We start from the raw sequence: 12,047 nt of genomic DNA, 5'->3' as shown, positions 1-12,047 counted from the left end.
TTTTTCGTTTCGTTGGGAGGTTGATTTGTGTATAAGGGACCTGCCCGACCCCCGAGACGGTGGTGCCCCGACCGTGAGCGCGTCCCTCTACCTGGTGGCGATGATCGTGCTGCCCGCCGTCGGCGCCGCGGTCGTCGCTGCGCTGCCGCGCGACCGGTCCCTGCTCGCCAAGCAGGTGGCACTCGGGGTCAGCCTCGTCGTCCTGGTGCTGGCGGTCCTGGCCACGATCGCCTTCGATCCCGGCGGCGACCGGTTCCAGCTGACGTCGTCGATCTCCTGGATCCCCGACTTCGGCGCGGAGTTCGCCCTCGGGGTCGACGGCATCGCCCTGGTGATGCTGCTGCTCATCGGCGTCCTGGTGCCGGTGGTCGTCGGCGCGTCCTGGCACGAGGCGGACGCCGGACCGCGGCCGCCACGGCTCTTCTTCGCCTGGCTGCTGCTGCTCGAGGCGATGATGGTCGGGGTCTTCGCGGCCACCGACGTGCTGCTGTTCTACGTCTTCTTCGAGGCGATGCTCGTCCCGATGTACTTCCTGATCGGCAGCTTCGGCGGGCCGCGCCGGCAGTACGCGGCCGTCAAGTTCTTCCTCTACAGCCTGGTCGGCGGGCTGGTCATGCTGGCCGCCGTCATCGGGCTCTACGTCGTGAGCACCAGCCAGCTCGGCGAGGGCACCTTCGCCTTCGACGCCCTGCGGCAGCTGGACATCGACCCCGACGTGCAGAAGCTGCTCTTCCTCGGCTTCTTCGTCGCGTTCGCCATCAAGGCCCCGCTGGTGCCGCTGCACACCTGGCTGCCCGACTCCGGCGCCGAGGCCCCCATCGGCGGGGCGGTGCTGCTGGTCGGCGTCCTGGACAAGGTGGGCACCTTCGGCTTCCTGCGGTACTGCCTGCCGCTGTTCCCCGACGCCTCGCGGTTCTTCGCACCGTTCGTCCTCGTGCTCGCCGTGGCGGGCATCCTCTACGCCGCGCTGCTGGCCATGGGGCAGAGCGACATGAAGCGGCTGGTGTCCTACACGTCGATCTCGCACTTCGGCTTCATCGCGCTGGGCATCTTCGCCTTCACCACCGAGGCGGGCACGGGCGCGGTGCTCTACATGGTCAACCACGGCATCGCGACCGGCCTGCTGTTCCTCGTCGTCGGGATGCTCATCGCCCGGGGCGGCTCCCGGGAGATCGGCGACTACGGCGGCGTCGCCGCGCACGCCCCGAAGCTGGCCGGTGCCTTCCTCGTCGCGGGCCTCGCGTCGCTGGCGCTGCCGGGCACCAACAGCTTCGTCAGCGAGTTCCTGGTGCTCATCGGCTCGTTCCCGGAGCGCCCCGTCTTCACGATCGTCGCGACCGCCGGCATCATCCTGGCCGCGCTCTACATCCTGCTGATGTACCAGCGCACCATGCACGGCCCGCCCCGCGGTGTGCTCCTCGCGCCCGCCGAGGACGAGCCGGCCGCTCCGCGCACCACCGGCGGCGGAGGAGCCACCGCGGTCGCCGCCGCGCCCACCCGGTCGGCGCTGCGGGTGCGCGACCTCGACCGCCGCGAGCTCGCCGTCGTCGCCCCGCTGATCGCGCTGATCATCGGGCTGGGCGTGTATCCGCAGCCGCTGCTGAACCTGATTGAGCCCGCCGTGAGCGCCACCCTGAGCGACGTCGGCACCGACTCCGGAGGAACGGACCGATGATCGAGGTGCCCGACCTCTCCTTCCCAGCACTCGCCCCGCTGCTGCTGGTGCTGGGTGCGGCCTGCATCGGGGTGCTGGTGGAGGCGTTCGCACCGCGCGCGATCCGCCATCCGGTGCAGGTGGCCCTGGCCCTCGTCGGCACGGTCGGGGCGCTGGGCGCCACCCTGCTGGTCGCGGCCGGCGACTCCGACCACGAGGTGACCGCGGGCGGGGCGCTCGCGGTCGACGGCGCCGCGCTCTTCCTGCAGGCCACGATCGCCGGCCTGGGCGCGCTGTCGATCCTGCTGTTCGCCGAGCGTGCACTCGACCCGGCGAAGTCGGCGTTCGTCGCCAGCGCGGCGGTGCCGGCCGGCAGCCCGCGCGACCGCGAGCTGATGACCGACACCCGGGTGCAGACCGAGGTCTACCCGCTGGCCACGTTCGCCATCGGCGGCATGATGCTCTTCGTCGCGGCCAACGACCTGCTCGTCATGTTCGTGGCCCTGGAGGTGTTGAGCCTCCCGCTGTACCTGATCAGCGGCATGGCCCGCCGCCGCCGGCTGCTCTCGCAGGAGGCCGCGGTCAAGTACTTCCTGCTCGGTGCCTTCGCCTCCGCCTTCTTCCTCTACGGCCTCGCCCTGGTCTACGGCGCCACCGGGAGCGTCCGACTGCGGGACATCCGCGAGGCCGGCCTGGACGGTGGTGGCGACGTGCTGCTCGTCCTCGGCCTGGGCCTGCTGATCGTGGGTCTGCTCTTCAAGGCCAGCGTGGCGCCGTTCCACACCTGGACCCCCGACGTCTACCAGGGCGCTCCCACGCCGGTCACCGCGTTCATGGCGGCCTGCACCAAGGTCGCGGCGTTCGGCGCGATCCTGCGGCTGCTCTACGTCGCCTTCGGCACCGCCGAGTGGACCTGGCGCCCGCTGATCTACGCGGTGGCCATCGTGTCGATGGTCGTCGGCGCCGTGCTCGGCCTCACCCAGACCGACCTCAAGCGGATGCTGGCCTACTCCTCGGTGGCCCATGCGGGTTTCCTGCTCACCGGCGTGCTCGGTCTGGGTGCAGGGGGAGAGGGCTCGGGCCTCGCGGCCACGATGTTCTACCTGCTCACCTACGGGCTGACCACGCTCGGCGCCTTCGCCGTCCTCACCCTCGTGCGGGACGGCGACGGCGAGGCGACCCACCTGGCGCAGTGGGCCGGCCTCGGTGCGCGTTCGCCGCTGACGGCCGCGGTGATGGCGCTGTTCCTGCTCGCCCTGGCCGGGATCCCGCTCACCGCGGGCTTCACCGGGAAGTTCGCGGTGTTCCGGGCGGCCATCGAGCAGGGCGCCTGGCCGCTGGCCGTGGTCGCCCTGGTGGCCAGCGCTGTGGCCGCCTTCTTCTACCTGCGGGTCATCGTGCTCATGTACTTCTCCGAGCCGGCGGCCGACGGTCCCACGGTCGGCGTGGCCGGGGTTCCGACGACGCTGGTGCTGGCGGTCACGGCGACCGCGACGCTGGCGTTGGGCATCCTGCCCGGGGCGGTGCTCGACCTCGCCGAGCGGGCGGCTATCTTCGTCGGTTGATGACCGGAGCCCGTGCCGCGACCGACGGCACTCCCACCGAGGTCTGGCACCGGATCTCCGCGCCGGCGTCGACCATCGGCCCCTGGCTCCCCGAGGGCGAGCTCGGCGAGGCGCTCGCCGAGGGGCTGCTCCGGGTCGAGTCGCGGCTCGCCGTCGCCGTCGGCAGCGAGCACCCGTTCGTGCGTGAGGCCGCGGGCCACCTCATGGCGGCGGGGGGCAAGCGTTTCCGCCCGATGCTGGCGCTGCTGGCCGCCCAGCTCGGGGACGCGACGGCACCGCAGGTCACCGAGGGTGCGGTGGTCTGCGAGCTCACCCACCTGGCCACGCTGTACCACGACGACGTCATGGACGAGGCCGCCGTCCGCCGCGGCGCCCCCAGCGCGAACAGCCGGTGGAGCAACAGCGTCGCGATCCTCACCGGTGACCTGCTCTTCGCGCGGGCGTCCGACATCCTCGCCGACCTCGGGCCCGACGCCGTCCGCGTGCAGGCCCGGACCTTCGAGCGGCTGGTCACCGGTCAGATCCAGGAGACCGTCGGCGCCCAGCCCGGCGAGGACCCGGTCGCCCACTACCTGCAGGTGCTCGCCGACAAGACCGGTTCGCTCGTGGCGACCTCCGCCCGGTTCGGTGCCTCGTTCGCCGGCCTCGACCCCGCGCTCGTCGAGGCGCTCACCGCCTTCGGGGAGGAGGTCGGCGTGGCCTTCCAGCTGTCGGACGACCTGCTCGACATCGTCACCGACGGCGCCTCCGGCAAGCTGCCGGGCACCGATCTCCGCGAGGGCATCGCGACCCTGCCGGTGCTCTTCGCCCTCGCCGGCGACGACCCGGCCGAGGCCCGGCTCCGCGAGCTCGTCGCCTCTCCGGTCACCGACGACGCCGAGCATGCCGAGGCGCTGGAACTGCTGCGCTCCTCCCGTTCCCTGGCTCGCGCGAACGACGTGCTGCGCGAGTACGCCGACCGGGCCCGTGCGCGGTTGGCCGACGTCCCGGCCGGCGACGTGCGCGACGCCCTGTCCGCGCTCTGCGAGTACGTGGTCACCCGCACGAGCTGACCGGAAGGACCACCATGCCCCCCGCCGCTCGCGAGCTCGTGGCGGGTCCCTGCATGGTGGCGGGGCTGCTCCTCGCCGGCTGCTCGTCGGCCGACCTGCAGGTCGACGACGCCCCACCACCTCCGTCCACCCCGGAACTCCGGGTCGAGGTGGTCACCGACGGCCTGCACCATCCCTGGGACGTCGCGCAGGCCCCGGACGGCACGTTGCTGGTCGACGAGCGGGCCGGTGACTTCACCGCTGTCCTGCCCGACGGCGCCGTGCGCGAGGTGGCCGCCGATCTCGACGACCTCTTCGCGCTGGGGGAGACCGGGCTCATGGGGCTGGCCCTGGATCCGGCGTTCGACCGGAACCGCCGGCTCTACAGCTGCCAGGGCGACGTCGCGGGCGACGTCCGGGTGGTGGCGTGGACGGTGGCCGACGACTGGTCGTCGGCCGAGCGCGTACCCGGGCCCGTGGCGGCGGGCCTCCCCGTCAACGACCGCGGCGGGCGGCACGGCGGCTGCCGGCTGGAGTTCGCCCCCGACGGCGCCCTGCTGATCGGCACCGGTGACTCCGCCGAGGGGACCGTCGCGCAGGACCCGCGTTCGCTCGGTGGCAAGGTGCTGCGGGCCGACGTGGCGTCGGGGGAGGTGGCGGTCTGGACCACCGGCCACCGCAACGTGCAGGGCCTCGCCGTGCGCCCCGGCTCGGGGCAGGTCTTCTCCGTCGAGCACGGCCCGGACCGCGACGACGAGGTGAACCTGCTGCGCGCGGGCGCCAACTACGGCTGGAACCCCGACGGCGGCGGCTCCTACGACGAGAGCGTCCCGATGACCGATCCGGCGATCCCGGGCGCCGTGGAGGCCGTGTGGTCCTCCGGGCAGCCGACGCTGGCCACCAGCGGCGCCACGTTCGTGTCGGGGGAGCAGTGGGCCGCCCTGGACGGGGCGCTGCTCGTGGCGCTGCTCAAGGACCAGGGCGTGCTCGCGCTGCGCCTGGACGACGCGGGCGCCGTCGTCGAGCAGTTCCGGCTGCCGGAGCTCGACGGGACCCACGGCCGCATCCGTACCGTCCAGCAGGGCGGGGACGGCGCCCTCTACGCCGTCACCGACAACGGCGAGGACGACGAACTGCTGCGGATCACACCCGGGAGCTGAGCCGCCGCTCGCGCACCCTCGGCGGCACCGGCTCGCCCGCGGGCAGCAGGGGGCACGGCTCGGGCTCGCCGGCGACCGTCCGCAGGGGCAGGACCCCCGCCCACACGGGGAGCGCCAGATCGGCCTCGTCGTCGCCGGGTGGTCCGGTGCGGATCTTCACGCTGGCCTCGGTCAGGTCCAGCGCCAGCACCGCTGTCGCCGCGAGCTCCTTGCGGTCGGGCCGGCGGGTCGCCGTCCACGAGCCGGGCGCCAGCTGCTCGGTCAGCGCCTCCAGCCCCAGCAGCCGCTCCGCCTCGTCGGTGACGAGGCGGGCCCTGCCGTGCACGATCGCGCACCGGTAGTTCACCGAGTGGTGGAAGGCGGACCGGGCGTAGACGATCCCGTCCAGGTGGGTCACCGTGAACGAGACGGCCATCCCAGCCGAGGCCCGCAATGAGGCCGCACCGGTGGAGCCGTGCAGGTAGAGGGTGCCGCCCCGCCGGCCGTACCCGGTGGGCAGCACGACCGGAGCGCCGTCGACCACCACGCCCAGGTGACCGATCAGCCCGGCGTCCAGCACCGCGTAGAGGTCGGCGCGGTCGCTGCGCGCGCGTCTCGCGCCCCGGCGGACGGTGCTGCGCGGTGTGGGGGAGAGGGGGATGTCGGTGTCCACGAGACCGATCCTGGACGGCAGAGTGGCCCTCTGGAATGGCCAATCGGCTACCTTTCCAGCAGGCCACCGTCGTCGGAGCCGGGGGGTGCACCGTGGTCGACGTCCCGCCGGTCCTGCTCGACCGCACGTCGCCGACGCCGCTGCCGGTGCAGCTCGCCGATGCGCTGCGGGCGGCCACCGCCGAAGGCGCGCTCCGCCCCGGTGACCGGCTGCCCTCCACCCGGGAGCTCGCCGCCGCGCTGCGGGTCAGCCGCACCGTCACCTCCGCCGCCTACGACCAGCTGCTCGCCGAGGGATGGGCCGGCGGGCGCCGGGGCGCGGGCACCTTCGTCCTGGACGCCCCGCCGGCGGCCCCCGCTCCGCCGTCGCGAGCGGTCGCACCCGACTCCACCGCTCCGGAGCTCATCGACCTGCGGGCGGGCTCCCCGTGCCTGGAGGTGCTCGACCGGACGGCGTGGCGGCGGGCGTGGCGTGCCGCGGGTGACGGTCCGCCGGACCGGCGACCCGAGCCCGCCGGGGAGCCCGCCTTCCGCTCGGCGGTGGCCGAGCACCTGCTTCGGCACCGCGGCCTGGCCGCGGTCCCGGCCGACGTGCTGGCCACCACCGGCACCTCCGCGGCCGTCGCCGAGGTCGTCTCGATCCTGCCGCGCGGCAGCCGGGTGGCCGTCGAGAACCCGGGCTACCAGCGCGTGGTGGGTGCGCTGCGCGACGCCGGAGCCGAGGTCGTCCCCGTGCCGGTGGACTCCGACGGGCTGGTCGTGGATGCGGTGCCGGCGGACGTCGCCGCCGTCTACTGCACTCCGGCCCACCAGTACCCCCTGGGCCGCCGGATGTCCGCCGCCCGGCGGCTGGCGCTGGTGGCCCGGGCGCGGGCAGAGGGCTGGTGGGTCCTCGAGGACGACTACGACGGCGAACTGCGCTACGACGTCGCGCCGTTGCCGCTGCTCGGTGCCCTCGGCCCCGATGTCGTGGTGCACCTCGGCACGGCGAGCAAGATCGTCAGCCCGACGCTCGGGGTGGGCTGGCTGGTGGCTCCGCCGCCCGTGCGAGACCGGCTGCTGGAGCGCCGAACCCGCACCGGCATGCGGCCGCCACGCGCCGGCCAGCGGGTGCTGGCGGCCCTGGCGACCTCGGGGGACCTCGCCCGGCACCTGCGGCGCCTGCGGCGCGAGCTGGGAACCCGCCGCGAACTGGTGCGCGCCGCCGTCGCCGCGGCCGGGCTGGTGGCCGAGGGAGACGCTGCCGGCGCGCACGTGTTCGTGCCCCTGGCCGGCCCGCAGGAGGAGACGGCGGTGGTCGAGGCGGCGGCGGCACACGGCGTGGCGCTCGACGGGCTGGCCCGGCACCTCGGCGCCGGGCCTGACGCCGGCGTCCGCTCCGGAGTGGTGCTGGGCTTCGCCGCCCCTCCTCGCACCGAGCTGCGCGAGGCGCTGATCGTGCTCACCTCGGTGCTGGGCGAGCAGCCCGCGGAAACACTGCGGGCCCGCCCTCCGAGGGAGGACGGGCCCGCAGTGCCGGCCTAGGAACTCAGGCCTTCACTTCCCAGGTGTCGCCGCCGGCGAGCAGCGCGTCCAGATCGCCCGGGCCCTGCAGGCGGGCCTCGTCGAGCTGCTCGGACATCATCGCCTCGTAGCTGGGCTTCTGGACCTTCCGGAAGACGCCCATGGGCGTGTACCGCAGGTCCTGGGTGGACAGCCGCGACAGCGCGAACGCGTAGGACGGGTCCTCGCGGGTGGCGTCGTGCACGACGATCTCGGAGGCGTCGACCTGGTTGGTCTCGGCGATCCGCAGTCCACCGAAGTCGTCGCGGACCACGCACGACGCGCCACCGGGACCGAACACCAGCGGCTCGCCGTGGACGAGCGGGACCGTCCACATCGGGCCGGTCGCCGGGTCCTTGAGCAGCTCGAACGCGCCGTCGTTGAAGATGTTGCAGTTCTGGTAGATCTCCACCAGCGACGTGCCCTTGTGCTCGGCCGCCTGCCGCAGCACCTCGGTGAGGCCCTTGCGGTCGGAGTCCATCGCACGCCCGACGAAGGTGGCGTCGGCGCCGATGGCCAGCGAGACCGGGTTGAACGGGTGGTCCAGCGAGCCCATCGGGGTGGACTTGGTGACCTTGCCCACCTCGGACGTGGGCGAGTACTGCCCCTTGGTGAGGCCGTAGATCCGGTTGTTGAACAGCAGGATCGTCATGTCGACGTTCCGCCGCAGCGCGTGGATCAGGTGGTTGCCGCCGATGGACAGCGCGTCGCCGTCACCGGTCACGACCCACACCGACAGGTCGGGGCGGGAGGCGGCCAGGCCGGTCGCGATCGCCGGGGCGCGTCCGTGGATCGAGTGCATCCCGTAGGTGTTCATGTAGTACGGGAAGCGCGACGAGCAACCGATGCCGGACACGATGACCATGTCCTCGCGGGCGATGCCGAGGCTGGGCAGGAAGCTCTGGACGGCGTTGAGGATGACGTAGTCACCGCAGCCGGGGCACCAGCGCACCTCCTGGTCGGTCTTGAAGTCCTTGCCCTTGAGCTCGGTCACCTTCGGACCGTGCTGCTCGAGCGAGCGGGCGATGGCGGCGTCGATGGGGGTCGGCGCGTCGGGCATGCCGAGTTCGACGGTGGTCACTGGAGTGCTCCGTTCACAGCTGGGTTCACGGCGGCGGGGTTCACGGTGTCGATGGCGTCCTGGATCACGGCGGCCAGCTCGGCCGCGCGGAAGGGCAGTCCGCGCACCTGGGTGTGGCTCTCGATGTCCACGAGGTACTTCGCCCGCAGCAGCAGGGACAGCTGCCCGAGGTTCATCTCCGGGCAGATCACCCGGTCGTAGCGGGCCAGGACCTCGCCGAGGTCGGCGGGGAACGGGTTGATGTGCCGCAGGTGGATCTGGGCCACCTTCCGGCCCGAGCTGCGGATCCGCCGGGCGGCGGCGCCGATCGGGCCGTAGGTGGAGCCCCAGCCGATGACGGCCACGCGGGCGTCGCCGTCGGGGTCATCGACGTCGGTCAGCGGGATCGACGCCGCGATGCCGTCGATCTTCGCCTGCCGGGTCCGGGTCATGAAGTCGTGGTTGGCGGGGTCGTAGGAGATGTTGCCGGTCTTGTCGGCCTTCTCCAGCCCGCCGATGCGGTGCTGCATCCCCGCGGTGCCCGGGATGGCCCAGGCGCGGGCCAGGGTCTCCGGGTCGCGCAGGTACGGGAGGAACTCGCCGTCCTCACCGTTCGGCTCGGTGGCGAACGCGACCGCGGACGTCAGGTCGGGCAGGGAGTCGGCATCCGGGATCGCCCACGGCTCGGCGCCGTTGGCGAGGTAGCCGTCCGACAGCAGCATGACCGGCGTGCGGTAGGTCAGCGCCATGCGTGCGGCCTCGACGGCGGCGTCGAAGCAGTCGCCGGGGGAGCGGGGGGCGATGACCGGGATCGGCGCCTCACCGTTGCGGCCGAACATGGCCTGCAGCAGGTCCGACTGCTCGGTCTTGGTGGGCAGACCGGTCGACGGGCCGCCGCGCTGGACGTCCACGATGACCAGCGGCAGCTCGGTCATGACCGCCAGGCCGATGGTCTCCGCCTTGAGCGCCACACCGGGGCCCGAGGTGGTGGTGATGCCCAGCGCGCCACCGAAGGAGGCGCCCAGGGCCGCACCGATGCCGGCGATCTCGTCCTCGGCCTGGAAGGTGCGCACGCCGAAGGCCTTGTGCCGGGACAGCTCGTGGAGGATGTCCGACGCCGGGGTGATCGGGTACGCGCCCAGGAAGACGGGGAGGCCCGAGCGCTGCCCGGCGGCGACGAGCCCGAGGGCGAGCGCCTGGTTCCCCGAGATGTTGCGGTAGCGGCCCGGCCGCATCGGGGCGGGCTTGATCTCGTAGGAGACCGCGAACGCCTCGGTGGTGTCGCCGTAGTTGTAGCCGGCGCGGAAGGCGGCGATGTTCGCCGCCGCGATCTCGGGCTTGCGGCGGAACTGGCGCTCGAGGAAGCGGACGGTGCCCTCGGTCGGCCGGTGGTACATCCAGCTCAGCAGCCCGAGCGTGAACATGTTCTTGCTGCGCTCGGCCTCCTTCTTGCCCAGGCCGGAGTCCTTGAGCGCATCCGTCGTCATGGAGGTCAGCGGGACGCTGACGGTCTGCCAGCCCTCCAGGGAGCCGTCCTCGATGGGGTTCGTCGCGTAACCGACCTTGGCCAGGTTGCGCGGGGTGAACTCGTCGGAGTCGAGGATCAGCAGGCCGCCGCCGGGCAGCTCGGAGAGGTTCGCCTTGAGGGCCGCGGGGTTCATCGCGACGAGGACGTCGGGCGCGTCGCCCGGCGTCATGACGTCGTGGTCGGCGAACTGCAGCTGGAAGGAGCTGACGCCGGGCAAGGTTCCCGTCGGCGCCCGGATCTCGGCGGGGAAGTTCGGCAGCGTCTTCAGGTCGTTTCCGAAGGACGCCGTCTCGCTGGTGAACCGGTTGCCGGTGAGCTGCATGCCGTCACCGGAGTCACCCGCCAGCCGGATGACGACGCGGTCGAGCTCGACGACGCTCTTGACGAGTCCGCCGGGAGCGGAGCTGGACACCGTGGTGGCCAGTGCGCCGTTCGATTCCGAGGGCGCGACGGTCGGGTTGGTGCCAGTCATCAGCGGTCTACCTCCACCGGACGAGGTTACGTGCGGGTTCCGCGCACGGGATGTGCAACCGGACACGCTGGGCAGCGGGGAGGATTCCACCGCGTTCGAGGGTGGCAACGGCGTCGGTCCCCGGCTCATTCCGCGGATGACAGCCGGATCCGTGGCGGGGAACGGGCGGTCGGGGGAGGGCGTTGGACCGGACGTGCAGCGCTGGACCAACGGACTGAGGACCGCCCTGCTGCTGGGGCTCATGGGGGGCCTCATCCTTCTGGCCGGCGCGCTCGTGGGCGGCCGGACCGGGCTGCTCGTCGCCCTCGTGGTCGCGCTGGGCGTGAACGGGTACGCGTACCTCGAGTCCGACACGTTGGCCCTGCGGTCGATGCGGGCCTTCCCGGTCACCGAGACGCAGGCGCCGCAGCTCTACTCGATCGTGCGCGAGCTCGCGACCGAGGCGCGGCAGCCGATGCCCCGGCTCTACGTCAGCCCGACCGCCCAGCCCAACGCGTTCGCCACCGGGCGCAACCCGCGCAACGCGGCGGTCTGCGTCACCCAGGGCATCCTCGAGCTGCTCGACCGTCGGCAGCTGCGCGGCGTCCTGGCCCACGAGCTCTCGCACGTCTACAACCGCGACATCCTCATCAGCAGCGTGGCCGGCGCCATGGCCACGGTGATCACGTACCTGGCGCACATGGCGATGTTCGCGTCGCTGTTCGGCGGTCGGTCCGACGAGGACCGCGGGGGCGGCAACGTCCTGGGCGGGCTGCTGCTCGTGCTGCTCGGCCCTCTCGCCGCGGGCGTGGTCCAGATGGCGGTCAGCCGCAGCCGGGAGTACCAGGCCGACGCCTCCGGAGCCGCGCTGTCGCAGGACCCGCTGGCCCTGGCCGACGCGCTCCGGGTGATCGATCGCGGCACCGCCGCCCGCCCGCTGCCGCAGGAGGACCGGCTGGTCACCCAGAGCCACCTGATGATCGCCAACCCGTTCCGGGGACAGGGCATGGCGTCGCTGTTCGCCAGCCACCCGCCCATGCCGGCGCGGATCGCCCGGCTGGAGCAGCTGGCCCGCGAGCTCGGTCGGGGCTGACCCGGGTCGCAGCTGCCGGGTACGGGCGCGTCCGGCGCGGAGCGTGCCCGCGTGGACCTGATCGCGGGGTGCCTCCGTCACACCTGGGTGACGGCGACGTCAACGAGGTCGGCCACACGGATGTCCAGGCGCTGCGCCGGCAGCCCGCCGGGTCCCACAGCGGTCGGGGGAAGACGCCCCAGAGCGCCGACATCCCTTCCAGGCCACCCTCATGCCGTCCGGGACCGGGCCGCACTGGCTGCCGGTGCGCGCCGCGCTGTGCACGACCATCGGCGAGGCCGACGCCGGCGCGCAGGTCGTGGCGCACCTCCA

9 protein-coding genes are annotated in these 12,047 nt (G+C 73.1%); 6 read left to right on the top strand and 3 right to left on the bottom strand.

Translation table 11 applies throughout. From position 1 onward, the window contains the following. Positions 1-73 precede the first annotated feature (73 nt). The 4 genes from C5508_RS10005 to C5508_RS09990 are packed head-to-tail and all read left to right on the top strand — an operon-like array spanning position 74 to position 5,410. Complete coding sequence (locus tag C5508_RS10005) at positions 74-1,675, top strand: NADH-quinone oxidoreductase subunit M (RefSeq protein ID WP_104524792.1); 1,602 nt, start codon at positions 74-76, stop codon at positions 1,673-1,675. Then, positions 1,672-3,219, top strand: a complete 1,548-nt coding sequence (gene nuoN / locus C5508_RS10000; protein ID WP_104524791.1) for an NADH-quinone oxidoreductase subunit NuoN — start codon at positions 1,672-1,674, stop codon at positions 3,217-3,219. The genes C5508_RS10005 and nuoN overlap by 4 nt, the downstream gene beginning before the upstream one ends. Then, on the top strand, positions 3,219-4,271 hold the full coding sequence (locus C5508_RS09995; RefSeq protein ID WP_104524790.1) for a polyprenyl synthetase family protein: 1,053 nt from the start codon (positions 3,219-3,221) through the stop codon (positions 4,269-4,271). The genes nuoN and C5508_RS09995 overlap by 1 nt, the downstream gene beginning before the upstream one ends. Before the next feature lie 14 nt (positions 4,272-4,285). Then, positions 4,286-5,410: a PQQ-dependent sugar dehydrogenase gene (locus tag C5508_RS09990; RefSeq protein WP_104524789.1), complete on the top strand. Its 1,125-nt coding sequence runs from the start codon at positions 4,286-4,288 to the stop codon at positions 5,408-5,410. On the opposite strand, the gene C5508_RS09985 is transcribed toward C5508_RS09990, so the two are convergent. Next, positions 5,394-6,062, bottom strand: coding sequence for a pyridoxamine 5'-phosphate oxidase family protein (locus C5508_RS09985; protein ID WP_104524788.1), 669 nt, complete (start codon positions 6,060-6,062; stop codon positions 5,394-5,396). The genes C5508_RS09990 and C5508_RS09985 overlap by 17 nt on opposite strands. A 92-nt stretch (positions 6,063-6,154) precedes the next feature. On the opposite strand from C5508_RS09985, the gene pdxR reads away from it, so the two are divergent. Further along, a complete protein-coding gene (gene pdxR / locus C5508_RS09980; RefSeq protein ID WP_198598000.1) occupies positions 6,155-7,585 on the top strand; it encodes a MocR-like pyridoxine biosynthesis transcription factor PdxR in 1,431 nt (476 codons plus the stop codon). Between the two features lie 4 nt (positions 7,586-7,589). Here pdxR and C5508_RS09975 read toward each other — a convergent pair whose 3' ends face one another. Both C5508_RS09975 and C5508_RS09970 read right to left on the bottom strand, forming a co-directional pair. Further along, on the bottom strand, positions 7,590-8,684 hold the full coding sequence (locus tag C5508_RS09975; RefSeq protein ID WP_198597999.1) for a 2-oxoacid:ferredoxin oxidoreductase subunit beta: 1,095 nt from the start codon (positions 8,682-8,684) through the stop codon (positions 7,590-7,592). After that, the gene (locus C5508_RS09970) at positions 8,681-10,663 is read right to left on the bottom strand and encodes a 2-oxoacid:acceptor oxidoreductase subunit alpha (protein WP_198597998.1); all 1,983 of its coding nucleotides are present in this window, start codon (positions 10,661-10,663) and stop codon (positions 8,681-8,683) included. Before C5508_RS09970 ends, C5508_RS09975 begins: the two co-directional genes overlap by 4 nt. A 136-nt stretch (positions 10,664-10,799) precedes the next feature. On the opposite strand from C5508_RS09970, the gene htpX reads away from it, so the two are divergent. Continuing rightward, entirely contained in the window at positions 10,800-11,735 is a 936-nt protein-coding gene (gene htpX, locus C5508_RS09965; protein WP_232797034.1) for a zinc metalloprotease HtpX, read from the top strand. Positions 11,736-12,047 lie beyond the last annotated feature (312 nt).

The sequence above is a fragment of the Blastococcus atacamensis genome, assembly GCF_002938425.1.
Taxonomy (GTDB): Bacteria; Actinomycetota; Actinomycetes; order Mycobacteriales; family Geodermatophilaceae; genus Blastococcus; species Blastococcus atacamensis.
The sequence above is the reverse complement of the archived record's forward strand: the minus strand, read 5'-3'. Positions and strand labels throughout refer to the sequence as shown.

What these genes read in the sequence shown, in the direction of transcription:
- nuoN (WP_104524791.1), top strand. Translation starts at nt 1,672, where the DNA reads ATGATCGAGGTGCCCGACCTCTCCTTCCCAGCACTCGCCCCGCTGCTG.
- C5508_RS09995 (WP_104524790.1), top strand. Translation starts at nt 3,219, where the DNA reads ATGACCGGAGCCCGTGCCGCGACCGACGGCACTCCCACCGAGGTCTGG.
- C5508_RS09990 (WP_104524789.1), top strand. Translation starts at nt 4,286, where the DNA reads ATGCCCCCCGCCGCTCGCGAGCTCGTGGCGGGTCCCTGCATGGTGGCG.
- C5508_RS09970 (WP_198597998.1), bottom strand. Translation starts at nt 10,663, where the DNA reads ATGACTGGCACCAACCCGACCGTCGCGCCCTCGGAATCGAACGGCGCA.
- htpX (WP_232797034.1), top strand. Translation starts at nt 10,800, where the DNA reads ATGACAGCCGGATCCGTGGCGGGGAACGGGCGGTCGGGGGAGGGCGTT.